Consider the following 26530-nt stretch of genomic DNA (forward strand, 5'->3'; position numbering starts at 1 on the left):
GCCCCTCCTAATTTTATACTCCTGAAAAGGCGTTAAATCCACCATCAATAGGTATTACCGCTCCAGTCACAAAGGAGCTTGCTGGAGATGCAAGCCATATGATAGTTCCTATAAGCTCTTCTGGCTCTCCAAATCTTCCCATGGGGGTATGTTCGATTACCGCTTTACCCCTTGGTGTGAGAGATCCGTCTTCATTTAAAAGGAGATACCTGTTTTGGTTAGTTATAAGGAATCCAGGGGCAATGGCATTTACCCTTACCTTAGGGGAGAACTCTTTTGCTACGTATACTGCAAGCCATTGAGTAAAGTTAGCTACCGCAGCCTTTGCTGCGGAATATCCTACTACTCTTGTTAAAGGTCTAAAGGAGGACATAGAAGCAAAGTTTATAATTACTCCTCCATCGGGATTTTCCACCATCATCTTTCCGATTATCTGGCTTGGAATAATGGCTCCCGCAAAAAGATTTATGTTTACTACTTTTTGAATAGATTCTACAGGAAGATCCCAGAAAGTTACTTTATCTGATGTCACTGCTTCAGGGATATTTCCTCCTGCTGCATTGAGGAGGATATCAATCTTTCCAAACATATTCTTAACTTTTTCTGCTACTTCTTTTACGTTTTCCTTTTCTAAGGCATTCATTACAAAACCTTCTGCAGTTATTCCCATACTCTTTAATTTCTCTACTTGAGCCATTAAAGCCTTTTCATTTATATCTGTTAGAACTATTTTTGCTCCTGCCTTTCCCAATCCCTCTGATATGGCAGAAGCTAATATTCCTCCTCCGCCAGTAAAAAAGGCTACTTTGTCTTTTACTGAAAAAAGTTCCTCAATATAACTCATTATTAACACCTCCTATTCTAGTTTTTCCCATTCAGTATGAAAGATTCCTTCTTTATCTATCCTTTCATAAGTATGGGCTCCAAAGAAATCTCTTTGAGCTTGAATTAGGTTGGCGGGAAGATTTTCAGTAGCAAGGGCAAAATAGTAGTCAAGGGCAGAATTTAAGCAGAGAAGAGAAATTCCGGATCTTTTGCCTATATCTGAAATTTTCTTTACAGATTCTATTTTGTCTTTTAGGAAATTTACTGTTTTTTCTGAGGCAAGAAGATTAGCATTCTGAGGATTTTCTTTTATAATTTCCCTTAAGAAGTTTAGAATTTTAGCCCTTATAATGCATCCACCTTTCCAGATTCTTAATACTTCCGAAAGATCTATATTGTAATTAAGGACTTTTGAGGCTTCGTCTATAAGCCAAAGTCCTTGAGAGAAAGATATAAATACACCAAAAAGTAATGCCTTTTCAAGATCTTTAAGGATTTCCTCTCGATTTAAGGATATACTTTCTTTTGATACTGGAAGTGTTTTAGAAAGTTCTACTCTTAAATCTTTGAAATGGGATATAATTCTTGCTTCTACTGCCATATTTAAAGTGGGGGTTGGAATTCCAAGATCAAGGGCAGTTTGAGCAGTCCATTTTCCTGTACCTTTTTGCTCTGCCTTGTCTAATATAAGTTCTACAAGGGGTTTCCCTGTTTCTTCATCTTTTACCCTCATTATCTTATAGGATATTTCCATTAGAAAGGAATTAAGCTCTCCATTATTCCAGCTTTCGAACACTTTACCTATTTCTTCTGAGGGCATATTTAGTACTTTCCTCATAATATCATAGATTTCTGCAATAAGCTCCATTATGGCATACTCAATTCCGTTATGCACCATTTTTACAAAATGTCCTGCGGAATCATCTCCCACATAAGTACAACAGGGACCATCTTCGGTTTTGGCTGCAATCTTAAGAAGCATTTCTTCTACAAGTTTATAAGCCTCTTTTGTACCACCAGGCATTAAAGACGGTCCATGAAGGGCTCCATATTCTCCTCCAGAAACTCCCATTCCAAGATAAAGAATTCCCTTGTCTTTCAATTCTCTGATTCTTCTTGAAGTATCTCTAAAGTAAGAATTACCTCCATCAATAATTAAATCTCCAGGCTCTAAATAGGGTAAAAGCTCTTGGATCATCTCATCTACAGGCTGTCCTGCCTTGACCATGAGGATTATCTTTCTGGGTTTTTCAAGGCTTTCTACGAAGGACTTTAAATCATAATAGGGATCAATTTTTTCTTCTTTTACCCTTTTTTCTATAAACTCTTTAGTTCTTTCAGGAGTTCTATTATAGACTGAAACTGAGAATCCATTCCTTGCAATATTTAACGCTAAATTTTGTCCCATCACAGCCAAACCTATTAAGCCTATATAATTTTTCATATCTATAACCTCCTTTTATAGTTGGTTATGCATGGAAAAAGCTTCTTTTAAATTATGGGTTAGTTGGACAAAAAATTCAAATTTTTTATTGTAGTATTCTTTTTTTTCTTTATTTGGGCTATATACTTTTTCAATTTTTACAAGTTTTTCTGTAGCTTCTTTGTAGGATGAAAATTCTCCCAACATAGTAAATCCAAGAACTGCAGATCCAAGGAGAGCAGGCTCTTCTACTCTTGTTACTGCCACTTCTAATCCCATAATATCTGCAAGAATCTGCATCCATGTGTCAGATTTTGTTCCTCCGCCTCCTGCTCTAACTTCTTTTACTTCAATTCCTAATTCTCTTAGAGTTTCGTAAAGCATTCTTATAATATATGAAACTCCTTCCATTCCTGCTCTTACTATATGGGCTTTAGTATGGTGAGGTCTTAAACCAAATAAAACTCCCGAAGCAATGCTTCCTATGTCAGGATTTCTTTCTCCTGTAAGATAGGGAAGAAAGAATAAATTATCCGACTCTATGTCTTTTGCTATTTTGCTTTGCTCTTCATAGCTTAAATTAAATAAATTATCTCTATACCATTTAAGTATAATTCCTGCATTATTTATACCACCACCTGGAAACCACTTCCCATCAAAAAAGTATGGCACTTGAATTCTCATTTTTTGAGGGTCATCAAATACTACCTTAGGATAAGGTACTCTAAACATGGCAGTAGTACCTATATTAATTACTCCTATACCATCTCCTCCTAAGGCTCCAATTCCACTCCCTACTGCTCCACCATCATAAAGTCCTACCCCTAAAAGTACTTCCCCCTTTAATCCTAAAAGGTTAAGGGTACTTTTTGGTAGCTTCCCTAAAATTTTGTCTGCGGAAACTACCTGGGGAAGATTCTCATATGATATACCAAGAAAATCAAGGACATAAGGATCCCAATTTAAGGTGTGTATGTTTAAGAGTTGTGTTGAAGAATCAATACTTGGTTCAGTATATAATTCTCCCATTAATTTATATATAAGGAAGGATTTAGATCCAAGATAAAATTTGGCTGAGTCAAATATTTCCTTATGTTTTTTCTTTAGCCAATAAATTCTTACAAAGGGATAATAAAGAAGGGGAGGACAGCCTGTTCTTTTATAAACCTCTTTAAAATCTACTTCTTTTAGAAGCTCATTAAATATCTCTTTAGTGCGAGTATCAAGAAGGGTTATAATGCCTGTTAAAGGCTTCATATTTTTATCTAATGGTAAAACTCCAAACATGTAAGATGAGGTTATCAGAATACCAATTTTATCTTCATATCCTTTTGTGGTCTCTCTGATAGTCTCTACAAATATGTTAAAAATTACTTCAGGCGCATGTTCTGCTTTTCCCGTATTGTCTTTTTCAAGGGGTAATTCTTTTTGGATAAGGGATAATATTTTACCCTTTTTATTGATTATTCCACTTTTTATATTAGTAGTTCCAAGATCAACTGCTAATACTAGCTTTTCTTTGTCCATGGTAATCTCTCCAATACTTCTTTATTGATTATCTCATCAGGAATCTCTTTATTTACTACCTTTTCTATATCAGAGACCACCTTATCTCCCATTCCCTTTAGGCACTCATAGGTATAGGCTGCAATATGGGGTGTTACTACTACATTTTCCATATGAAGAAGAGGGTTTTGGGGATCAGGTGGTTCATCCTTCATCACATCGAGCCCTACCCCTGCAACCTTACCTGATTTTATGGCTCTTATTAAAGCCTCCTCATCCATAAGTTCTCCTCTTGCTGTATTTATGATGATTACATTATCTTTCATCATGGAGAACTCTCTCTCTGAAATCATATGTCTGCTCTTTTCGTTCAGAGAGGCATTAAGGGATATAATATCAGAAATTTTTAACAGTTCTTCAAAGGATACAGGTTCTGCACCTTTTTCTCTCAATACTTCTGCTGGTATATTAGGGTCGTAGGCTATTACTTTTGCATTAAATCCATTTTTTAAGATCTCTCCTACCCTACTTCCAATATTGCCATAGCCTATTATTCCTACTACTTTGTCCTTCACTTCCCAACCTATAAACTGAGCTCTTTCTTCCCATTTTCCCTCTCTTGCCTTTAAAGAAGCCTCTCTTATTTTTCTGATTACTGTCATAAGAAGGGCTACTGCTGTTTCGGCTACCGCTTCTCTTTCTACTACACCTGGAACTTTTGTTACTATGGTTCCTTTTTCTGTTGCCGAGTTAATATCAATATTGTTATATCCAATGCCATGTCTTGTAATTAATAGGGTTTCATCTTTGTATTCAAAGAATTCCTCATCATAAAAAGGTGTAACACTGGCAACAATAATATTAAATCCCATAAGTTTCTCTGCTAATTCTCTTCCGTGCAGATCTCCAGGAAGAGAAAATCTTTCTACTTCTCCAATTTTTTTAAGTTTTTCCATATGTTCTGGAAAATATTTTCCAAAACTGCTAGAATTTACAACAGCAATGCGATACATAATTATTCCTCCTCGAATAAGTTCTTTAGATGTTTTTTAATATTTTCAGATACATATTGGTAATGTTCCTTCTCCTTCTGGTTTAATAGGTCATAAATCTCCTTTCTTTTTTCATCCAAAAGAACCCCATAAGATATATGAAACAGTTGTCTTACATTATCTTTGTGTAGAAATTCCATATAATCCTCTTTTATTTCTTTTGGAAATTCCTCTTTTGTAATGTTTACTTTATATGCCTTTTTACTCTCTTCTAAGTTTTCCAAAGCAATTTGATATAGCTCTACAAAAAGGTCAGGAAAGAATTTAGCTATTACTTTTACTGCTTCAAGCCAACTGGTACCCGATGTTTTTATATGGAAATTACCTTCGGTAATTTTATAGAAAATCTTGTAGATACTGAATTTATCGCTTCCTGAATGTAGGCTTAACCTGTAACCTTCTAAAGCTTTTGTTAAGGCATAATGTTTTTTGAGAGCTCTTTCAAATTCTTTAATATCACCTATATAATCTATTCCTTTTTGAAATTCTCCTGGAAACTTAGGAGCTAAACTCTTAAAGTCAATTCCTTTATCATGCAAAAACTGAGCTACGAAGAAATGATCTTCAGGAGTAGTATCTCTTTCTCCCTCATCAATAGATACTTCTATGTCGAATTCAGAAAGTTTACTTTTTAATATTTCGTATACCATCTCTACAAAGGAAAGGGCTTTCTCATAAACAATGGCAGATTTGCAAAGCTCATTATAGGATAATTCAAAATATTCCTCGTCAGAGATTTTAACCCTTTTCCCTGCATATTTATCAATAATTTTTTTAGAAAAAGAGGAAACTTTCTCATATTTTTCTTTGAGTGCTTTCTCAGAGAGATCTTTTATCTTTTCAATAAAATCACTTATATCAAGGGTATACATGGTATATCCTGCATCTATAGCTTCCATGAGATATTTTTCATCTTTAATATGATCTGCGTCAGCTCCATATTTGCCTGTATATCCTGTTTCCAAAACTCCCATAGCACTTTTTAGTAGTACATCTTTGAAATCTCTTTTAGTTTTTATGAGTTCTCTTGGAGATTGCTGAGCAAGAATTGGGAAGAGATCATATTCTTTAAGGGCAGAAAGCTGGGCTGATGTTATTAATCCTAATCTGTCTCCTGTTCCAAAGGATATCTTTTTATCGCATACTTTTGGCGAAATAGGAATTATCTCTTTTAATTTTTGGTAGTTTTCAAAATTTAGAGGATAAAGATTTACTAAAAAGTTTGTTCCTTCTATCTTTTTATCTTCAGAAAAATATGGACTTGAGAAGTAAAGGATCTGGTTTTGCTTAACTATTCCTATGTTTTTGAGATCTTTTATTTTAGCTACAAAAATATATAAATCATCATTAATTTTTCTTAAGGATTCTGAATATATGAAGATTGATAGAGGTTTTAAGGATTCGTTTAACAATTTTAACATATTTTTGTACCCTCCAATTTTTCATTCTTAATAAAAATTAAACTTTAAGACAAGAAGATTTTAACATATTTTTACATGCTACGCAATAATTCTATTTGATTAAAAAATAGATTATTTCTCCTAAAAGTCCTGAAAGAATTAGGGTTTTTGTAAGGCTTAGTTTATACTTATAACCCAGAATGAAAGCCCCAATAAATATAATAGTGCTCCAAAGGTCTGAGATAGAACTTTTCAAAATGCCATATGTTCCTGCAAGGATTAAAGAAAAAGTTACAGGAGAGAGGAGGTTTAGATACTTCTGATATTTTTCTTGATTTGTATTATGTACAAAATAGGAGGCAAAAAATACTAAGATAAAGGGAGCAAGGACAGAACTCAAGGTTGCCAATAAACTTCCTAATATCCCTCCCATCTTATACCCTAGAAAGGTTGCTGCGTTAATAGCGATAGGGCCTGGCGTGACTTGAGATATGGCAACTATATCAATAAATTGAAGATCATTAACCCATTTCTCTTGAATCACAACTAAATGTCTTATGAGAGCAATAATAGCATATCCACCGCCGAAACCAAAAAGCCCTATTTTGAAAAATACCCTAATTAATGCCCCATATATACCCATAAAATCACTACTCCTAAGGATATTAAGATTATATAAATAGGGTTAATTTTAAAGAATATTAAAAGAATGGATAACACCGTAAAAGAAAGGATATTTAATTTAGACCATTTTCTTTTCTTAATAAGTTCTAAAACTGCAACCACCATAGCGGATGCTATAGCAGGTCTTATCCCATAAAAAAATCCTTGAACTATTTTTAATTTTTCAAAACTTAGGAAAAATATGGCAATAACAAGAATTGAAACAAAAGAGGGAAGGACTACCGCAAGCCCACACATTATAGCTCCTTTTATTTTCTTCAGTTTATACCCTACAGCTACCGCAAGATTAAAAGCGATAGGACCTGGAAAAAGTTGAGCAAGGGTTAAAGTTTGTAAAAAAGTATCTTCATTCATCCAACTTCTTTTTTTTACAATTTCTTCTAAAAAGAGGGGAACCATTACGTAGCCCCCGCCAAGAGTAAGCCACCCAATCTTTAAAAACACTAAAAATAAATCCCATAGACTCATAGAGTTTATTATAGCAATATTGCTTTTGAGTTAAAAGATGAATTTAGGAATATTCTTATTATTCTTGTGGTAAAATAAAAATACAATTATTAAAAAAATGTTAAAATAGAAGAGGTGATAGAAATAATGAAATTTCCTAAGGGGAAGCCCATATATGAAGATACCCCTTCAGGACTAATTAATTTAAAGGAGCTTGTGGCATGGATAAGAATGGAAAAGTTTGATGGGGTTTTAGAGGGAAAGATTTCAGATATTAGAACTCAGATACTAATTACCGAAGGAGAGCCCCGAAAAGCTTTTACTTATAAAGATAGTGAACTTCTTCTTCAAGATGATGAAGCTATTGATTCTTTTGTTACAGATGCTATGATGAGGGTCTCTTGCATATCTTTATATAATCTTGAAGAGAGGATTATAAAAAGTATTCTTTTAAAACTTTTCTCTAATCCGGTACTAAATGGAGATCTTAAAATCTTTGACCCTTCAGGTATTATTGATAAATGTTTGGAAAAATCAAATATTTCTCATCTTAATCTGATTTTAGATGTAAATAACTTTCATTTTTTATTTTATAACGGAAAATATTTGGGATATTATAATGAAAAAGATGGAGAATTTATTGAAGATGAAGAGAAAATTGGACTCATCCAAAATTTGAATTCTAAAATGGGATATCTATATTTTTATAATATGCCTATAAAGGACTTTGAGAAATTAAAATTTCCATCCTTGAAATTTGGAGAAATAGAAAAGAACGTAGATTTTTTAATAGAAACACTTATAGAATTTTTGAATCAATTAATAACAACTTATGTAAATATAGGAATTTATCCTGATAGGGTAAGGAAAATTGTAGAAAAAATTTTTTCCAGTCAAAATGGCTTAATGAAGGACTCTTTTATTCTTGTAGAAGATCAATTCATGATAAGACAGAATGTTATAAGTAGTTGGTATGAGGCGGTAAATCTTTTCTCTGACTTTATAAAGAACTTAAACGGTGAACTTGTCAAACTTTGGGGAAAGAAACTTTTGAATGAAAAATATACGGAGGTTTATAAGAACTATTATGAAAAGATAAAAAACCATCCTGAACTTTCCAATCTTTTTTCCTATTTGAGTCCAGAAAATATTAACTCTTAGGAGGGGAATATGGAGAAAGGGCTTAGGGTGGTGGAGGTAAGCCTCTTTTTAAGTCTCTTTGTGGTGATTCTTCTTTCTTTTTTACCTTTGCTCAATGTATCTATTTCTAATCAAATTTACGATTTTGTATACCTTTTAGCAGAAATAGTAGGCCTTTTGTTTGCTTTAATCTATGCATTAAAGATAGATAAAAATCAAAAGCTGTGGTTGGGATGGTTTTTCATTCTCCTTGGTTTGGGGGCGTATTTCCTAAAGGATCTTTTAAATTTTTTAGATCAACAAAATCTTTCGGTTATTTTGGGAATACTGTCTTTTATATTAAGCTTTGTAGGAATTCTTATATTTATAATATTTATTAGTAATTCTTTAAGATTAAGATTGACTTTTAATGAAAATTTCCTACTTGTTATAAATGCTATTTTACTCTTCATATTGATTTTGCAGGTAGGACTTCTTCCTACCCTTTTAAGTAAAGATCCCCTGTGGGATAAAGTAATAAGTGTAATTTATCTTCTTGGAAATTATTTTATTCTTGTAGTATTCATGATTTTATTTCTTACCGTTACAACTAACTTTTGGGGTGGTGAAATAGCGAGAAATTATTATCTTCTTGCTCTTGGAATAGCCCTTTTATCTGTTGCAAGTATTATATTTTCATATGTATTAGGAAGTTATGAGTTACTAAAACTTGATAAAATAATATACCTTGGCGCTTATCTTGTAATTGTCTATGCCATAGTGAAAGAGGGATTAATGCATGCGGTTTAATGTTTGGGATTATGGAGTAAATTTTGGATCTCCTAATAAAAAATGATGAAATATTATTTTTTGAGAAAGTAAAATAACCTCCTCAAATAGTGCTATAATATTTGTTATAAAAAATTTCACATAATGGAGGTAGACATATGGAGAAAAGAACTGATGTACTAATCATAGGCGGTGGACCCGCAGGGATTGTTTGTGCTTCAACTGCTAAAAACTACTATCCTGATAAAAAAATTACTGTTCTTAGAAGTGTTCAAAATAGCGTAGTTCCTTGTGGTATTCCTTATATGTTTTACAGTCTTAAGAAGCCTGAGGATAATAAAATGGGTTATGCAGGACTTGAGAGTGCAGGAATAGAAGTATTGGTGGATGAGGCAGTAAGTATAAATAGAAAGGAAAAATATGTGGAGACAAAAAGTGGAACTAAGTATTATTATGAAAAATTAGTCCTTGCTACAGGATCTCTACCTATTATCCCTAAAATTACAGGAATAGAAAAAAAGAATATCTTCTCCATTTATAAGAATCTTGATTATTTAAAGGATGTAGTTGAAAAGGTAAAAGAATCTAAAAATGTACTTATTCTTGGAGGAGGATTTATTGGAGTAGAGATAGCAGATGAGATCTCTAAATTAGAAGGAATAAACGTTTATCTTGTAGAGATGCTTCCTCACCTCCTTGCTCAGTCTTTTGATAAAGAATTTTCTGTACTTGTAGAAGAAAAATTAAGATCCAAAGGGGTTAATGTTCTTACCAATGCTAAAGTGATTGAATTTATTGGAGATGAAAAAGTTAGAAGGGTGAAACTTGAGGATGGAAGAGAAATAGATGTGGATGTAGTTCTTTTGGGAATAGGAGCAAGACCAAATTCTGAATTAGCAAAAAATACAGGGCTTGAAGTTATAAGTACAGGGGCTATATGGGTTGATGAATATATGAGAACATCTGATCCTGATATTTTTGCCATTGGAGATTGTGCCTTAAAGAGAGATTTTTATACCAGAAGAAATACGGCTGTAATGCTTGCTTCTACTGCCACTGCTGAAGCAAGGATAGCTGGAGCTAATCTATATAAGATTAAATTGATAAGAGAAAATAAAGGTACTATTGCTGTTTATTCTACTTATGTAGATGGGCTTGTTCTTGCTTCAGCTGGACTTACAGAGAGTAATGCTGTGAGGGAAGGTTTCGAAATAGTAACAGGAACTTTTGAAGGAATTGATAAACATCCTGGAACTCTTCCTGGAGTAAATAAAACAAAAGTAAAACTTATTTTCTCAAAACATTCTGGAGTTTTACTTGGGGGGCAAATTGCAGGTGGAATGTCTTTTGCAGAGCTTATTAATTTGATTGGGGTTGCTATTCAACAGAGAATGACCGCTTCAGAACTTGAAACTCTTCAGATGGCAACTCATCCCTATTTGACCTGTGCACCTACAGTTTATCATGTAGTAATGGCAGCTCAAGAGGCAATAAGTAAAATTTAAAGATAAGATTTTTACTTATTTCTCATAGGGGGAGAGAGTTTTTAAACTTGACAGAGGTATATAGGGATATATAATATATATAGACAAAATTAATATATCTAAAATCTCAATGGGGAGGTGAAAGTATGTTAAGAAGATATTGGGATCCCTTTGAGGAAATAAGACATTTACAAAGAGAAATGGATAGATTATTTGCTGATTTCTTTGGTGAAACTACAGCAATTGAGGAAAGAAGAGGGGCTTATGCTCCTGCCATAGATATGTATGAGACTGATGAGAATATTGTTGTAAAAGCTGAACTTCCAGGCTTCAAGCCTGAAGATGTAGATATAAGTGTAACAGAAGATAGCGTAATTATCCAAGGCGAAACTAAAGAAGAGGAAGAAGTAAAAAGGGAAAACTTCTATAGAAAGGAAAGAAGAATAGGTAGAATCTACAGAAGAATAGACTTACCAAAGCCTGTAGTACCTGACAAGAGCGAGGCTGTATACAAGAATGGAATACTGACTTTGACATTGCCTAAGGCGAAACCTGAAAAACTTGAAGGGATCAAAATAAAGATCAAAGAAGAGAAATAAAAAGAAGGCGGGGTCTCTTCCCGCCTTCTTTTTAAAATTCTGTTTTCCCTGTAAAGTTGAAATTTTCTACTTTTATAGCTGGTACTTTAGAAAATCCCATACTTGGAACAAGAATTGCTTCCTTAGATATTTCCACCACATTTGTAAGGGCTTCTACAAAGCTTTGAGTAAATCTTAAATTCTTTAATGGCTTTTTAATTTTTCCGTTTTCAATTAAGAAGGTTCCGTCTCTGGTCATGCCTGTAGCGAGGACTCTTATAGGATCGAGGAAGGCATTTACATAATGAAATCTTGTGACTAAGATTCCTCTTTCTGTTTCACTAATTATCTCCTCAAGGGATTTTTCCCCAGGAGCAAAGAAAAGATTTAGAGGAGCAGGACCCCAGGAAGGGGGTGGAAGAGCATGTCCAGTGGATTTTTTTTCCTCTTTTACTGCGGTTGCAGTGTCATATACTGGTCCCATAGGAATACCGTTTTTAATAAGGTCTACCCTCTTTTTGGGCACTCCTTCAAAGTCTATGGGAATTACAATGCCTTCTGGATTTAACCCATCGTCAAAAATATTTATAAAATCTTTAAATATTTTTTGTCCCATGTAGAGATTTAAAAAAGATCTTTTTTCTTGGACTGCTTTTGCCGAAAATCCAAAATAAGAAAGCATCTCAAGAAGTTCTCCTACCGCAAGGGGCTCAAGAATCACTGTATAACTTCCAGGATCAATTTCTTCAGGATTTTTACTATCTATACATTTCTGTAAGGCTCTTTCAGAAAGTTCTTCAAAGTTAATATTATTAAGATTTTTTCCTATTTCTTCCTGATATCCTGAACCATCTCCCATATACATAACTTTACCATGAGCATAGGAATAAACAGTATAAGCTTTTACTCCTTTTGAGTTCATAATTCCAAATTCACTTATATTTTCTGATAAAGCTCCAAAGGTTTCTAAGTTGTGTTTTTCCCCCTTTTCTGTGAAAATTTTTACAAGATTTGCTCTTAATTCAGGAGATGGGTTGATGAGTTTTTTTTCATGGCTTGGAATGGGTTCTGGTTCTGGGAGATATAACTCTTCTGTTTCGGGTTGGGCTTTTAAAAGCTCATCTAAGTCTTTGATTAATTTATCTATTTTCTCTATATCAAGATCACTGGTGTTTATTATGATTTTTCTTTTTCCCTCACCAGCTCTTATAGTAAGAGATAGGTTCTCTTCGGCTACATTTTGATGGATAATATTATTGGCAAATCTTGTTAGTTCTTGATTATTAATAGCCAAACTTACTTCTTTCCTCTCAAAGGGTATTTTATCAAGAATATTTTTTAAAAAGCTTAAAATTTTATCTTCTCCCCACATTATTTACCACCTACCTTTACTTTTTTAAATCTTGCAGGAGCAACCCCATGACCTACTCTTGCAACTTGCATTGGCTCTCCCTTACCACAATTAGGTACTCCCCATACTCTCCAAGATTTTTCATCGGCTATAGCATCACAACTTCTCCAAAACTCATAGGTTATCCCTGTATAATATGGATTTTTATAAATTTTTCCAAGTTTTCCATCTTTTATCTCGTAAGCTATTTCACAGCCAAAGTGAAAATTTAATCTTTTATCATCAATAGACCAATTTCTGTTTACAGCCATGTATACTCCTTCATCGGTAGAGGCAATAAGATCTTCATAAGGCATATCTCCTGGAAGAAGGTTTATGTTGGTCATTCTTATTAAAGGAATTCGGTTCCATCCATCAGCTCTCATAGTACCATTAGATTTTTCTCCAAAGAGTGCTGCAGTTTCTCTGGATGTTAAATAACCTACGAAAAGTCCGTTTTTTACAAGATAATTCTTTTGAGCAGGTACTCCTTCGTCATCAAAACCAAAACTTCCAAGTCCATAAAGATGAGTTGCATCAGCAACAATATTGACTATCTCCGAGCCATATTGGAAGTTATTTCTTTTATCAATGGTTAAAAAACTTGTTCCTGCAAAACTTGCTTCCATTCCCAATACCCTATCTAGTTCTGTGGGATGTCCACAGGATTCATGGACTTGTAAAGCAAGCTGAGTTCCATCAAGAATAAGAGTAGTGACCATTTCGGGTAATGGTTCTGCAGAAAGAAGTAAAACTGCCTCTTTTGCTATTCTTTCTGCATTTCCTATAAGATCCAATTCTTCAATGAATTCCCATCCTCCTTTTCTGAAATCTCCTCCAAAGGAATTAGGATAGGATCTTCTTTGAACATCAGCGCCTTCTATAGCGTATGCGGTTATGCCTCCCCCACTTTCAAGAATACTTTGTTCAATCTCAGAACCCTCACTGCTTAAAAATACTTTATCTTCTTTAAAAAAAGATAAAGATGCTTCTGTAAGACTTATTCCTTTTACCTCTCTCATTATCTTGTCGGCAGTAAAAAGTAAATCAAGTTTTTTTTCAAAAGGAACAGAAAAGGGGTCAATTTTATATTGGCTCTCCCATTTTGCTTTATAAACTTCTTCGGGGGCTAAAACCACTTTTTTCTTATTTACTGACGCACTTGCCTTAGCTATTTGGAAGGCTTTTTCCACAATTTTTCTGTAATCAGATAGGTTAAAAGAAGAAGCAAATCCCCAAGCCCCATTATAAAGTACTCTCACTCCAAAGCCATAAGTTTCATTTTTGCTTGCATTTTCTAAAACTCCATTTTTAACCTCTATTTCTTCTTGCTTTCTTCTTACAATTCTTACATCCACATAATCTCCACCTAATCTTGATGCATAATTAAGGATTTCTCTACCTATCTCTAACAAATTCCTCACTCCTTTCTTCAAAGGTCTACTACAATTTTATCTCTTTTGTTGAAAATTGATAACTTCTTAAATCCTAATTCTTTTGCTAAATTATATGCTTTCTGAATATCTCTTCCCACATCTTCTGGAGTATGGGCGTCTGCTCCAAAAGTTAAAGGAACATCATAAGGGGCTAATATTCTTAGAAATTCAGGAGATGGGTAGACTTCGTTTACAGGTTTTCTCCAACCGGCGGTATTTAATTCTAAGGATATGTTAGAATTTATGATAACCTTAGCTATCTTTTCGTATAAATTATTGAGGTTCTTAGGTTTTCTTCCACCCCAAAGTTTGACCACATCAAGATGAGCTATCACGTCAAACAGGTTGCTTTTTATAAGTTTTTCTACTTTATCAAAGTAATCCTCAAATATTTCCTCAATATCCCTTTCAGTCCAACGAGGATCATTAGGATCTATATCAAATCCAAATCCATGGTCTATAAAATGCACCGAACCTAAAACATAATCAAAGAAATTGTATTCTTGTAAAAGTTCTTTTATCTCTTTTTCTTTTTCAGGAAAGTAGTCCATTTCAAGCCCAATCTTTAGGTTGTATTTTTTCTTCAAGAACATAGTAAATTCTTTATATTCGTAAAGATTACTATCACACCAGGATTCAGTTATGGGGAGATGATTGTAAATGGGTCTAAATTCTTTAAAGCGATGTCCATGCTCAGAAATACCTAATTCTTTAATGTTCCTTTCTTTTGCTTTTTCATAAAATTTGAGCCACCAATTTTCCTCAAAGGGTCCTCTTTCTAAGTGCATATGATAGTCTATTAGCATATTTTTTACCTCCATAGTTCTTTCTTAATTAATATCTTTTATTTTATCTTATTTTATGTTAAACTTTTACAGGGAATTTTTATTATGGGGGAAATGTTATGAAAGAGTTTATGTATCTTTTAGAAAGGGTAAAACCTGAATTTGAAAATCTCCCTGCTGCTTTGCTTAATGCAGAAAGGTTTATTAAGAAATTAAGAAATGAAAAAGCTACAGGTGTTATTATTTATAATTCGGATAATGGGCGTGGTGCCATATTTGTTTTTGAAGGTAAAGCCTTTTTTGCAAAGGTAGAGAATAATAAGGTTCTTGAGGGAACAGAGGCGGTTGATTTTATAATGAGGCAAATCCAACAGGGATATGGAAAGATTACTTACTATCCTACCGATATGGTTCTTATTCTTGTACTTTCTGCCATTTATGTAGGAACTCCCCTTTATGTGGATTTAGATGCCAATACTATAATACCAACCAAATTTTTTACAGCTCTGCAAAATAGAGAGTTCAGTGGTGTAGTTTTGTATAGAAGTGCCGAAGATGTTAAGTTTTGGATTTTTAAGAAAGGCAAATCTACTAATCCTCCTCCTGTTATACTTCCCCCTTATGGATTTATTAGTGTATATGCCCTTGATACTATAGAAGTAAAAGATTATCTTGAACTTTGGGAGCAAGAAGCAAGGAGGAAGATTATAGAATTTTCTGAAAAGCTCCTTTCAGCTATTGCAAGAACCTTGGTGGAAAAATGGGGACAAAATACTACCGAGTTAATGTTGCTTCCTTTAGAGAGTTATCAGGGACCTATAAATATAAAATTTGATAAAAAGACTTGGAGTTGTAAAATTGAGTCTAACGAAGAGCTTTATTATTTAGCTAAGGAGATAGAGAGGCTTTATGCAAGACTTCTTAGAGCAATCAGGGAAAGAGAAGAGATTGTGGCAGAGAATGTGGAACTTTATACTTTTAATCTTATGCAGGAAGAAAATGTTCTTTGGCCCCCAACAGAAGAGAATGTATTTAGGAGAGATTAATAGTAGAAAACTTAACAAGGGGAGGATTTATACCTCCCCTTTTGAGTTTATTTGAGTTCTCTAAGTATCAGGTCTACCACAGAGTCCACATCTAATCCTTGGAATTTATATAGAGCATCAGGTTTTCCAGAAAGACCGTATTCTTTTACTCCCAATTTCTTAAATTTTACCTTATATCCTCCTTCTAAGAGGGCTTCTGCTATTACATTTCCTATACCCGTATGTACATTATGATCTTCATAGGTTAATATGAATCCTGTTTTTGCAGCTTCAGATAGGGCGTTCCAATCAATTTCTTTAGGAGAGGTGAAATTAAATACTTTAATCTTTATTCCTTTTTCTTTTAGTTTTTCCCATACCTGAACCGCTTTTGCCACCATAGGACCACAAGCTATAATGGTAGCTTTGTCTCCATCTCTTACCTTGTCCATCTTTCCATAAATGAATTCATAATTTCCTCCAAAGAGAGGATTTCCATTTTCATCGGTGATTATTGGAGCTACTGATCTTCCCATGGCAACTAAGAAGTTTCCAAATTCTTTTGCCACATATCTTATTACTCTATCGGTTTGGTTTCCATCTGCAGGTACAATAATCTTAAAGCCAAATAAATTTCTAAAAGCTCCTATATAGTCAATACACTGATGGGTTTTGCCATCTTCTCCCACATCAAGACCACAGTGGGTTACAATAACTTTTAAATTTGTAAAGTTGATATCATTTAATCTGTGTTGATTATAGGTTTCGTCAACTCCAAAGACTCCAAAATCTGCAAAAAAGGTGATAACTCCTTGAGAAGAAAGAGCTCCTGCAAGGGTTGCTGCATTGTGTTCCTGGATACCTACTTCAAAGAAGTTTTCAGGAGCTATTTTACTAAACTCATGAGTTCTTACTGATTCCATCAAGTCGCAGTCTACCACTGCTATAGGAGTTTTATCTTCTTTTCCTACATTTAACCTTCCAAGATCTGTGAGAGCTTTTCCAAAGGCGCCTCTATTGTCAATCTTTGCATCTTTTTCATAAGTTATAGGGGTACCTGTTTCAATGTTTATAGGATAAGGCTCTATTACATGTTTTCCAGAAGGTTTAAATTCTTCTCTCATTTTTTTATACTTTTCTAAGTCATCTTCAATTCCCAACTCTTCTAAAGCTCTTTTATATTCGTCGGGTTTTAATGCTCTTCCATGAAATTCAAATTTATTTTCCATAAAAGATACGCCTTTGCCCATAATAGTATAGGCAAGAATAGCAGTGGGTTTATTATCATAGATTGCTTCTCTTATGGCTTTATACAATGCTTCAAAATCATGTCCATCTACCTCTATTACTTCCCAACCATCTGAAAGATAATTTTCTTTAATATTCTGAGGCATTATTTCCGAAAGAGGTCCCGAAAGTTGTAGCTTGTTATAATCTATAAGTACTGTCAAATTAGAGAGATTATATTTCTTAGCAAACCTTCTTGCCTCAGAGATCTGGCCCTTTTGTTGTTCTCCATCTCCCATAACTACAAAAACATGAAAATCTTTTTTAAGAAGTTTTGCAGAAAGAGCCATTCCACATCCTGCAGAAAGTCCTTGTCCTAAATTTCCAGTGCTCCATTCAACTCCAGGGACATATCTTTCTACGTGACCTTCAAAGATGCTTCCTGCGAGCCTAAAATAGGCTATAGCCTCATCAATATTGAAGAAACCTAAGTTTCCAAGGGCAGAATATACTCCTGGAGAAGTATGTCCATGGCTGATAATAATCCTATCCCTATCGGGGTTTTTAGGATCTTTGGGATCTACATTGGCAAAGTAGTATAAAGTTAAGTACATTTCAATGGAGGACATGGATCCACCTGGATGTCCTGAACCAGCAAGGGTTGTCATTTTTAGGATATCACCTCTACACTTATGGGCAAGGGTTTTCAGGTACTCCATATCCTTTTCATCTATTTGCTCAGCTGTAAAACGATTTCTTCTCATGAAACTTACACCTCCTATTTCTGAAACTTAATCTAAAGAATTATATCATATGATTTTGTAAACCAATGGAAAAAATCGTTCCTTTAAGGGGTTCTTTGATCTTATTCTTAAAACAGGGGGAATTTGTCTTCTCTTATACTCACTCTTTTCTACCTTCTCAATTACAGTTTTAACAATTTCCCTTTTATATCCCATTTGAACTATTTCTTCTAAAGACTTATTTTCGTCTACATAGGCCTTTAGTATAGGATCAAGAATAGAGTAGGGGGGAAGAGAATCTTCATCTTTTTGGCCTGGTCTTAATTCAGCTGACGGAGCTTTTGCAAGTATATTTTGAGGAATGATCTCATTATTTTTATTTACATAATTTGCAAGTTCATAAACAGTGGTTTTATATATGTCTCCTATAACCTCTAATGCTCCTGCAGTATCTCCATATAAAGTGCAGTATCCTGTAAGGGCTTCAGATCTATTTCCTGTTGCAAGAAGAATATATTCTTCTCGGTTTGATATGAACATTAAAAGATTTCCTCTTATTCTTGATTGTAAATTTTCTTCAGCCACATCCATTATAGGATTTCCTGATGGATTTAATTCTTTTAAATAAGAATAGAAGATATCACTTATTGGGATTATTCTGAATTCAATTCCTAAATTTTTAGAAAGTTTTTCGGCATCTTCAATACTCTCTCTTGATGTGTAGATAGAAGGAAGACTAACACCAAGGACATTCTCCTCTCCTAAGGCTTCTCTAGCTATACATGCCACAAGGGCTGAATCTATTCCTCCCGAAAGTCCTATTACGGCCTTTTGAAAACCTGATTTTTTTATAAAGTCCCTAACTCCTAAGACAAGTCCATCGTATAAAAAGGAAATATCCTCTCCTTTAGAGGATGTGGGGTAAAGATTTTTTAGATCTATTGTTTTAATATCTTCTTTAAAAATTTCTCCCTCAAAGAGTAGTTCTCCCTTTTTAGAGATTGCTAAACTTCCCCCTTCAAAGATTAATTCCCCATTTCCTCCTACCTGATTTACATAAATAACTTCTTTCTCAATTCCTTTAGCTAATTGAGATATTTTTTCTATCCTTTCCTGTCTTTTTCCAAAGTAGTAAAAAGAAGACGATATTATGAGAATTAGATCAGAAGTTTTTAAGTAATCCTTGTAATTTGAATGGTCTGAAGAAAAAATAAAGTCATCACCAATAAATAAACCAATTTTTTTGTTGTCTATCTCAAGAAAATCAGGAGTTCCATAAGAGAAATAATTCCCTTGTCCTATTGGGTCATTAGAAAAGTAGAATTTATCAATTCTTTTTATTATTTTATTCTCCTTTATCCAATATATGCTGTTATAAATTCTGTTATCTTCAAAATAAGGCGCACCTAAAAGGATATTTATGGGAAAATTTTCTTGTAAAATTCTTTTTACACCTTCCTCTATCTTATTCTTAATAATATTATTCTTTAAAAGATCAAAAGGAGGATAGCCTAAAAGGGAAAGCTCTGAGAAAACGACGATATCACTTTTATCTGATAGAGCTTTTAATATAGCATCTTTTATTTTTATGAAATTTCCTTCTATATCTCCAATGATAGGATTTATCTGAGCTATAGTGATTTTCATATGGTTCCTCCTTTCTCTTGAAAGGTTAATAAGTTATATATCCTTTCTACGGGGGCTGGATGGGAGTAATACCAGGTACGAAATATAGGATCAGGATAAATGTTGGAGAGATTTTCTTTTATTAATCTCTTAAGGGCATTAATTAAAGGAAAAGGATTCCCAAAAACCTCGGCTGAGAATTTATCTGCTTCATATTCAAATTTTCTCGATAAGGCATTTACTAAGGGATTTATAAAATAAAATATGGAAGAGACAAATAAGAAGGAATATAGAAGAATGCTAAACTCTTTAGTAATTCCAAAATATTTACTAAAAGGAGCATTCTTATATACAAAAAATGTTAGATAGATGTATAGTAGGTAAAAAACTATGGATAAAATTAATAATTTGGGAATATGTTTCTTTTTATGATGACCTAATTCATGGGCAAGAACAGCAAGTATTTCTTCTTGAGGATAAGAAAGCATAGTATCAAATAGTACTACTCTTCTTGTTTTTCCAAAACCGGTAAGATAGGCATTTTGTTTTTTAGTTCTACGAGAGGCATCCATAACAAAAATATTATTCACTTTGAATCCAGCTTTATTTACTATTTCAATAATTCTATTTTTTAAATCTCCTTCTTCTAAGGGAGTAAATTTATTAAAAAGAGGAGCTATAAGTATAGGATATATATAATACACAAAGATTTCAAATAAGACTATTACGAGAGCAAATTTCCACCAGAAGTTTGGATCTGTTTTAATTATGTAAAGTAAAAGAGAGAGTATAGGAACTCCTAATATTATAGAGAGTATTATTGATTTTATAATGTCAAGAATAAATATCTTTGGAGTCATTGTATTAAAGCCATATTTTTGTTCTATAACAAAGATATCATAAACCTCAAAAGGAAGAGATAAGATTAGATTTATAAGTCCGGAAATACCAAAAAATAATAATCCTTGCATAATAAAGGATGAGGTGATTGAGGATACAATTTTTTCAATGTAGGGATAAAATAAAAACAAGAAAATTAATGTAAAGATTAGATCAAAAGCCTGACTAATTAAGCCCAAAACAGTATTGTCTTTTAAATACTCTTGAGCTTTTTTTAGTTCTTCGTTGGTTATTATATCTTTGAGCACTTCTGGAACTTCTTTGTGAGAAAGAGAGTGTTTTAAGTTTCTCAGATTAAGGTAAGCATGGATTAAGACTTTGCCAATAATAAATATTAAGAATATCCCTAAAAACATGCTGTCCTCCTATTGTTAAGCTTGGCGAAAAACGATTATATTATACTTCACAGATAGCTATTTTTTCAAAAAGAGGATAAGAGGGAGACTATATGGTCCCCCTCTTTTTTATAGGACAGGTAAATAGGTCTCTAACTCGTAAGTAGTCACCTGCCTTCTATAATTGTCCCACTCAATCTTCTTATTCTCTATGAAATTTGTAAAAACATGCTCTCCTAGGGCTTTTTTCACTACTTCGCTTTTTTCAGTAATTTCTATAGCTTCAATTAGGCTTCCAGGAAGACTTTCAATTCCCTTCTTCTTTCTTTCTTCCTCCGTCATATGATAGACATTTTCTTCTACTGGCTCTGGGAGAGGATATTTCTTTTCTATTCCTTCAAGACCTGCAGCAAGCATTACAGCAAAGGCTAAATACGGATTACATGCAGGATCAGGTGCTCTATACTCAATTCTTGTAGCTTCTTCTTTTCCTGGCTTATACATAGGAACTCTTATTAGATCAGATCTATTTCTCATAGCCCAAGATATGTAAACAGGAGCCTCATATCCAGGAACTAATCTCTTATAAGAATTTACCCATTGATTAGTGATAAGAGTTATTTCCTTTGCATGTTTTAAGAGGCCCGCAATAAAGTGTTTTGCAGTATCAGAGAGATGATATTTATCATGAGGATCAAAGAAAGCATTTTTACCATCTTTGAATAAACTCATGTGAACGTGCATCCCAGAACCATTTTGTCCAAATAAAGGCTTTGGCATAAAGGTAGCATATACTCCGTTAAGATATGCTACTTCCTTTATGGCTAACCTTGCAGTCATAACAGTATCTGCCATAGTTAAAGCCTCGGCATAGCGAAAATCTATCTCATGTTGAGAGGGGGCTACCTCATGGTGGGTAAACTCTACTTCAATTCCCATTTCTTCTAACATTGATACTGTCTGGTGTCTTAAATCTATAGCTTCATCCCTTGGAATTAAATCAAAATACCCTCCCCAGTCTAAGACCTCTAGATTAGGGCTTGGGGATTTAAAATAGAAATATTCTAATTCAGGTCCTACATAGTAGGTAAATCCCATCTCTTTCGCCCTTGAAAGTACTCTTCTTAAAACATTTCTTGGATCTCCTTCAAAGGGTTTTCCACTTGGTTCTACAATAGTTGCAAACATTCTTGCTACTTTTTTGTCCTGGGGTCTCCAAGGCAAGATAGTGAAGGTTTCTGGTTCTGGAAATGCGATCATATCGCTTTCCTCAATTCTTGTGAATCCTCTTACTGATGAGCCATCAAATCCTAATCCTTCCTCAAAGGCTTTTTCTAATTCATGAGCTGTGATAGTGAAGCTTTTCAAATAACCTAAAATATCTGCAAACCAGATTTCTATAAAGTAGACATTATTTTCTTTAATATATTTTAGAATTTCTTCTTTTGTTTTTGGAAAACTGTTAGCCATAATTTTTCTCCTCCTTCTTAATTCTTTTTTACAAAATAATTTTCAATATTAAGAATATTTTACCTTATTCTCACCTCCTTGGGAATTTGATTTTGTAATTTAGAGGATTACTAAAATTGAAGCGCCATTGCTCTTTAAACGTCTTTGTTTAAAACTTTTAATTATATTATTGTGAATTAGTTTTTTGTCAAGATATAATTTTTATAAAGGTATACGGCAATATATTACCGATATGAAAATTATTTTAGATTGCTTATTCTCTTCTTTCTCCTGTTCTTATCCTTATGGCCTCCTTTATATCTAAGACAAATATCTTACCATCTCCTACCTCTTTAGTTTTTGCACTTTCTATTATCGCCTTAATAATGACTTCACTGTCAGAATCTTTTACTACTATCTCTATTTTTATTTTGGGCAATAGCTCAATTCTGTATTTTCTCCTCTCCATATTTTCCATTTTTCACTTATCAACCCCTGAAGAAAATTTTTACTCCCTTGTAAATAGTACTATAATCTAACGCAAGCTCAGACTCATTGCCCATTGAAAAGCACCATATAACCTTGCTTGAAGATTTTCTTCTGCAAGATCCATAATAGGTTTACTAAGTTTGTCAAGTATTTTTAGAGAAGAATACCCTGAGGAAATTAATATTCCTGAAACGTTATTATTTCCTAAAGCACTTACTACAAGACACTACTGATTTTATTAAAATAGTCCATCCTCCTGACTAACTTATATAATTTTTTTTGCCATACTTTTTAGCAATATGTTTTAGTATGTCATATCTTAGCTTCTTTTCCCCAAAGTGGTAAGGAGAAGCAGAGATATTAACCATAAGGTCTATTCCTTTTTTGACTAAGTTCTTAACTGGATCTATGTTATATGGTTTGTTGAGAGAGTTTTCAAAGAAGATAACCAAGAATAGCAAGTTCTGGGAAAATAATAATTTCAGCCTGTTGTGAAATAGCCCTTTCTATATAATTCTCCTATAGTAAGATTTATTTGGGCAACTGCTACTTTCATAGTACATGTATAATATACTTAAAAATTTTTTTAGTTAGGGTGAAAGCATGAAGAAGAAGAATGGTATTACTATAAAGGATATTGCAAAGGAGGCTGGGGTAAGTCCTACGACAGTTTCCAATGTTATCCATAAAAAATATGAACATGTTTCTCCAGAAACGGTAAAAAGGATTGAAAAGATTATAGAGGAAAAAGGCTATATACCCAATATGCTTGCCCGATCCTTAGTAAAAAGAAATTCAAAGATAATTGGAGTTATTAATTGTTTGATACCTACTGCAAGGGGAAGTTTTATACAAGATCCTTTTCATACTGTCTTTTTAGGTGGTGTAGAGAAAGAATTAAGTAAAAGGGGATATTTTATTATGCTTCGTACGGTAAACGATAAGGATGAGCTTATTTCTCTTTTAAAAACATGGAATCTTGATGGAGTTATAGTAACTGGAATTTTTGAGGATGAATTCTACGAAGCACTCCTAAATACAGATATTCCTGTAGTACTTATAGATAGTTATGTAGATGGAGATAAATTTTTGAAGGTTGGGCTTGAGGATTTTAAAGGAGGATACTTGGCTACAAGGTATTTAATAGAAAAAGGACATAGAGAGATTTTATTTGTGTCTCCCAAAATTAAACCCAAGGGTGTGCTTGAAGAGAGGTTGAAGGGATATAAAAGAGCATTAGAGGATTATGGTATTCCTTTTAAATCTGAGAATATTTACGAGCATGGGACAAGGGTAGAAGAATGTATAGAATTGGGGAGAAAATTAAGTAAAAGGAAAGATTTTACAGCTATATTTGTTACTGCTGATATTATGGCTGCTGGCATTATGAGTGGACTTATTGAAATGGGGGTGAAAATTCCCGAGGAGGTATCAATTGTAGGTTTTGATGATCTTGATATAAGTCTTATAACTTCACCAAGGCTTACTACTATTCATCAAGATGTGGAAGTTAAGGGGACTATTGCAGCGAGAATGCTTATAGATTATCTTGAAGGAAAAGTTATAAAAGAAAGAACAGTGATACTTCCTGTAAGGATTGTTGAGAGAGAAAGTGTAAGAGATATTAAGAAAAATTGAGGAATAATTTAAAAATCGAAGAAAAGCTTATATTTTTTTGAGAAGAATAATGGTTTTATCCTGTTAAAATGGCTTGAAGGATTTATTAAATTGATTTTAAACTTTGTTAAGTTTAACGTTAAAGTAATGAAGTTTTACTTTAAATAAGAAAGGGGGTTTGAAATATTAGTTTTAAGTTTAACGTTCAACTTAATATAATAGAACCTTGTTTAAAGTTTAATTTTTAAAAGGAGGTATTCTAAAAATGAAGAAATGTCTTTTAGGGCTTTTAATCTTAGTACTTCTTTTAGCTTTTACTTTCGCAGATGACGATTTTATTGTTGCTACAAAATTTGAGGAACAAAATGGGGAAGGTTATTGGGGACCCTATGGGCCAGCATATAAGCTAGAAAATGGAGTATTAGTTTTTGATTCAAGTATTGAAAATGCATGGATGACTTTAAATTTTAAAGATGATTTTATGGAAGCAGAAGACTATAGGTATGTGGTAATTACAATTAAGGCTGATGATCCTAAGGATGCCCAAAATATAGTTATGACCCTCGGTAATTTGAAAAAGACCTTTACCGATTGGGGGATAACACTAACTACTGATTTTAAAACTTATGTAATTGATTTGTTTGCTCATGGTTTGAAAAATTGGGGTGATGGGACTAAGGCAGAGCCAGACCTTGCTTTTAATAAGGCAGGAGCTATAAAAGCAAAGATATATGTTAAAAGTATGATATTAACCAACAATCCTACAAAATACACTAAGTAGTTTTTGGGAAAAAAATTGGGGGGAGTGAAAAGAAAATGAAAAAGATTTTTGTATTTATCTTACTTTTTCTCTTAGTCTTTTTAGGCTCAGAAGTTTTTGCTCAGAAAAAGATTATATTGAAGCTTGGAATGTGGCCTGAGCCTACTTTAAAGAGTGATGTAGAGATGTTTGAGAAATGGAAAAAAGAGTTTGAGAAAAAATATCCTAATGTACAAGTGGTGCCAGCAACCTATAAGTATTCTCCTGATACTTTTGTTCCCCTTGCAGAGTCGGGAAATTTACCAACTATTTTTGAAACATGGTTTACAGAACCTCAAAAACTGATTGCAGGTGGTTTTGTCAAAGATATAACCAATGAGCTCAAGAAAAAAGGATGGGATACCTTAATGAACCCATCAGTAAAGCAGATACTTTCTAAAAATAATAGGATCTATGGGGTCCCAAGGGACGCCTATGCCCTTGGTATGTATCTAAATCTAGAACTTTTTGAAAAAGCTGGTTTAATGAATCCTGATGGAACCCCTAAATATCCAAAGACATGGGACGAGCTTGCAAAGGCTGCTAAGATTATAAAGGACAAGACAGGCAGAGCAGGTTTTTGTCTTCTTGCAAAAGACAATGCTGGAGGATGGCATTTTACACAGATAGCATGGAATTTTGGGGCTAAGCTTGAGGTACAAAAAAATGGTAAATGGTATGCCAATTTAAACTCTCCCGAAGTTGTTACAGCAATGAATTTTGTCAAAGATTTGAAATGGAAATATGATGTCCTTACTGACGATCCTACCAGCGAGGATTGGGGATCTGGCTTTGAGGCTATAGCTACAGGAAGAGCTGCTATGTATCTTGGGGCTCAAGATGCAGTAAATCAGCCTACCCAAGTATATGGCATGTCTATTGATAAACTTGCTATTGTTCCTGTTCCAGCAGGACCTAAAGGTCATCATTACTCTCTCATGGGGGGTACTCCTTATATGTTTAGTGCTAAAGCAAGTTCTGACGAGGTTATGGCTGCGTTGAATTTCTTAGAGATAATGGGTAAGGCGCCTATAGTTACACCAGAGTCTCTTGCAGGAATGAGAGCAGATGCAGAAAATAGAGTAAAAAATGGGGTCCCCGTAATTCCATCCTTTCCTGCATGGATAGCGAAGGATTGGTTAAAAGCTCAAGAAGAAATAGTAAAACAGTATAGAAATGTGGATATGAGATTATATAATGATTATTACAATTGGATAAAGAAGCCTAACGTATTACGACCCGAGGAGCCTTATTTAACCCAGGATATGTATGCGGAACTAACTAAGGTATTACAAGCGGTAGTAAGTGATAAAAATGCTGATGTTAAAAAGCTTCTTGATATTGCAAATAACAATCTACAAAAGATGTTAGATATGTACGTAAACAAAAAGTAATAAAGGGG

General features: G+C 33.6%; 23 protein-coding genes. 8 read left to right on the plus strand and 15 right to left on the minus strand.

Annotation, left to right across the window (positions count from 1 at the left end):
* Nucleotides 1-13 precede the first annotated feature (13 nt).
* From ACP5QL_RS04380 to ACP5QL_RS04410, 7 genes are all read right to left on the minus strand, one after another.
* Nucleotides 14-844, minus strand: coding sequence for an SDR family oxidoreductase (locus ACP5QL_RS04380; RefSeq protein ID WP_012582612.1), 831 nt, complete (start codon nt 842-844; stop codon nt 14-16).
* Between the two features lie 12 nt (nt 845-856).
* Complete coding sequence (gndA, locus tag ACP5QL_RS04385; RefSeq protein WP_012582611.1) at nt 857-2269, minus strand: NADP-dependent phosphogluconate dehydrogenase; 1413 nt, start codon at nt 2267-2269, stop codon at nt 857-859.
* Nucleotides 2270-2284: 15 nt separating this feature from the next.
* A complete protein-coding gene (locus tag ACP5QL_RS04390) occupies nt 2285-3775 on the minus strand; it encodes a gluconokinase (protein WP_012582610.1) in 1491 nt (496 codons plus the stop codon).
* Nucleotides 3757-4767, minus strand: coding sequence for a D-isomer specific 2-hydroxyacid dehydrogenase family protein (locus ACP5QL_RS04395; RefSeq protein ID WP_012582609.1), 1011 nt, complete (start codon nt 4765-4767; stop codon nt 3757-3759). Before ACP5QL_RS04395 ends, ACP5QL_RS04390 begins: the two co-directional genes overlap by 19 nt.
* Before the next feature lie 2 nt (nt 4768-4769).
* The gene (locus tag ACP5QL_RS04400; protein WP_272996045.1) at nt 4770-6227 is read right to left on the minus strand and encodes a tagaturonate epimerase family protein; all 1458 of its coding nucleotides are present in this window, start codon (nt 6225-6227) and stop codon (nt 4770-4772) included.
* A gap of 91 nt (nt 6228-6318) precedes the next feature.
* Nucleotides 6319-6849, minus strand: coding sequence for a chromate transporter (locus tag ACP5QL_RS04405; RefSeq protein ID WP_012582607.1), 531 nt, complete (start codon nt 6847-6849; stop codon nt 6319-6321).
* Complete coding sequence (locus tag ACP5QL_RS04410; RefSeq protein WP_012582606.1) at nt 6828-7358, minus strand: chromate transporter; 531 nt, start codon at nt 7356-7358, stop codon at nt 6828-6830. The genes ACP5QL_RS04405 and ACP5QL_RS04410 overlap by 22 nt, the downstream gene beginning before the upstream one ends.
* Before the next feature lie 126 nt (nt 7359-7484).
* On the opposite strand from ACP5QL_RS04410, the gene ACP5QL_RS04415 reads away from it, so the two are divergent.
* The 4 genes from ACP5QL_RS04415 (at nt 7485) to ACP5QL_RS04430 (ending at nt 11328) form a co-directional block, all read left to right on the plus strand.
* Nucleotides 7485-8498 carry a hypothetical protein gene (locus ACP5QL_RS04415; protein WP_012582605.1) on the plus strand — a complete coding sequence of 338 codons (1014 nt, stop codon included), beginning with the start codon at nt 7485-7487 and terminating at the stop codon, nt 8496-8498.
* Nucleotides 8499-8507: 9 nt separating this feature from the next.
* Nucleotides 8508-9266: a hypothetical protein gene (locus ACP5QL_RS04420; RefSeq protein WP_272996039.1), complete on the plus strand. Its 759-nt coding sequence runs from the start codon at nt 8508-8510 to the stop codon at nt 9264-9266.
* A gap of 137 nt (nt 9267-9403) precedes the next feature.
* Complete coding sequence (locus ACP5QL_RS04425) at nt 9404-10750, plus strand: FAD-dependent oxidoreductase (protein ID WP_012582603.1); 1347 nt, start codon at nt 9404-9406, stop codon at nt 10748-10750.
* Between the two features lie 125 nt (nt 10751-10875).
* Nucleotides 10876-11328: an Hsp20/alpha crystallin family protein gene (locus ACP5QL_RS04430; protein ID WP_012582602.1), complete on the plus strand. Its 453-nt coding sequence runs from the start codon at nt 10876-10878 to the stop codon at nt 11326-11328.
* Between the two features lie 31 nt (nt 11329-11359).
* On the opposite strand, the gene ACP5QL_RS04435 is transcribed toward ACP5QL_RS04430, so the two are convergent.
* The 3 genes from ACP5QL_RS04435 to ACP5QL_RS04445 are packed head-to-tail and all read right to left on the minus strand — an operon-like array spanning nt 11360 to nt 14939.
* Nucleotides 11360-12679 (minus strand): TldD/PmbA family protein, encoded by a 1320-nt coding sequence (locus ACP5QL_RS04435; protein WP_012582601.1) that lies wholly within the window; start codon nt 12677-12679, stop codon nt 11360-11362.
* On the minus strand, nt 12679-14112 hold the full coding sequence (locus tag ACP5QL_RS04440; RefSeq protein WP_273333589.1) for a TldD/PmbA family protein: 1434 nt from the start codon (nt 14110-14112) through the stop codon (nt 12679-12681). Before ACP5QL_RS04440 ends, ACP5QL_RS04435 begins: the two co-directional genes overlap by 1 nt.
* Nucleotides 14113-14129: 17 nt before the next feature.
* A complete protein-coding gene (locus tag ACP5QL_RS04445; protein ID WP_424662093.1) occupies nt 14130-14939 on the minus strand; it encodes a histidinol-phosphatase in 810 nt (269 codons plus the stop codon).
* Nucleotides 14940-15037: 98 nt separating this feature from the next.
* Between ACP5QL_RS04445 and ACP5QL_RS04450 the strand changes: the two genes are divergently transcribed.
* A complete protein-coding gene (locus tag ACP5QL_RS04450; protein ID WP_428125662.1) occupies nt 15038-15964 on the plus strand; it encodes a hypothetical protein in 927 nt (308 codons plus the stop codon).
* A 47-nt stretch (nt 15965-16011) separates the two neighbouring features.
* On the opposite strand, the gene ACP5QL_RS04455 is transcribed toward ACP5QL_RS04450, so the two are convergent.
* From ACP5QL_RS04455 to ACP5QL_RS04475, 5 genes are all read right to left on the minus strand, one after another.
* Nucleotides 16012-17934: a transketolase gene (locus ACP5QL_RS04455; protein WP_428125666.1), complete on the minus strand. Its 1923-nt coding sequence runs from the start codon at nt 17932-17934 to the stop codon at nt 16012-16014.
* 45 nt (nt 17935-17979) lie between these two features.
* A complete protein-coding gene (locus ACP5QL_RS04460) occupies nt 17980-19560 on the minus strand; it encodes an NAD+ synthase (protein ID WP_428125669.1) in 1581 nt (526 codons plus the stop codon).
* On the minus strand, nt 19557-20795 hold the full coding sequence (locus ACP5QL_RS04465) for a M48 family metallopeptidase (protein ID WP_272995570.1): 1239 nt from the start codon (nt 20793-20795) through the stop codon (nt 19557-19559). The genes ACP5QL_RS04460 and ACP5QL_RS04465 overlap by 4 nt, the downstream gene beginning before the upstream one ends.
* 108 nt (nt 20796-20903) lie before the next feature.
* On the minus strand, nt 20904-22244 hold the full coding sequence (gene glnA / locus ACP5QL_RS04470) for a type I glutamate--ammonia ligase (protein WP_428125672.1): 1341 nt from the start codon (nt 22242-22244) through the stop codon (nt 20904-20906).
* 253 nt (nt 22245-22497) lie between these two features.
* The gene (locus ACP5QL_RS04475) at nt 22498-22701 is read right to left on the minus strand and encodes a P-II family nitrogen regulator (protein ID WP_273333600.1); all 204 of its coding nucleotides are present in this window, start codon (nt 22699-22701) and stop codon (nt 22498-22500) included.
* 614 nt (nt 22702-23315) lie between these two features.
* On the opposite strand from ACP5QL_RS04475, the gene ACP5QL_RS04480 reads away from it, so the two are divergent.
* The 3 genes from ACP5QL_RS04480 (at nt 23316) to ACP5QL_RS04490 (ending at nt 26522) form a co-directional block, all read left to right on the plus strand.
* The gene (locus ACP5QL_RS04480) at nt 23316-24350 is read left to right on the plus strand and encodes a LacI family DNA-binding transcriptional regulator (RefSeq protein WP_273333602.1); all 1035 of its coding nucleotides are present in this window, start codon (nt 23316-23318) and stop codon (nt 24348-24350) included.
* 244 nt (nt 24351-24594) lie between these two features.
* Nucleotides 24595-25110 carry a hypothetical protein gene (locus ACP5QL_RS04485; protein WP_012582592.1) on the plus strand — a complete coding sequence of 172 codons (516 nt, stop codon included), beginning with the start codon at nt 24595-24597 and terminating at the stop codon, nt 25108-25110.
* A 35-nt stretch (nt 25111-25145) separates the two neighbouring features.
* Nucleotides 25146-26522: an ABC transporter substrate-binding protein gene (locus tag ACP5QL_RS04490; protein ID WP_012582591.1), complete on the plus strand. Its 1377-nt coding sequence runs from the start codon at nt 25146-25148 to the stop codon at nt 26520-26522.
* The last annotated feature ends 8 nt before the right edge of the window (nt 26523-26530 follow it).

This window comes from Dictyoglomus sp., assembly GCF_049968615.1.
Taxonomy (GTDB): Bacteria; Dictyoglomota; Dictyoglomia; order Dictyoglomales; family Dictyoglomaceae; genus Dictyoglomus; species Dictyoglomus turgidum.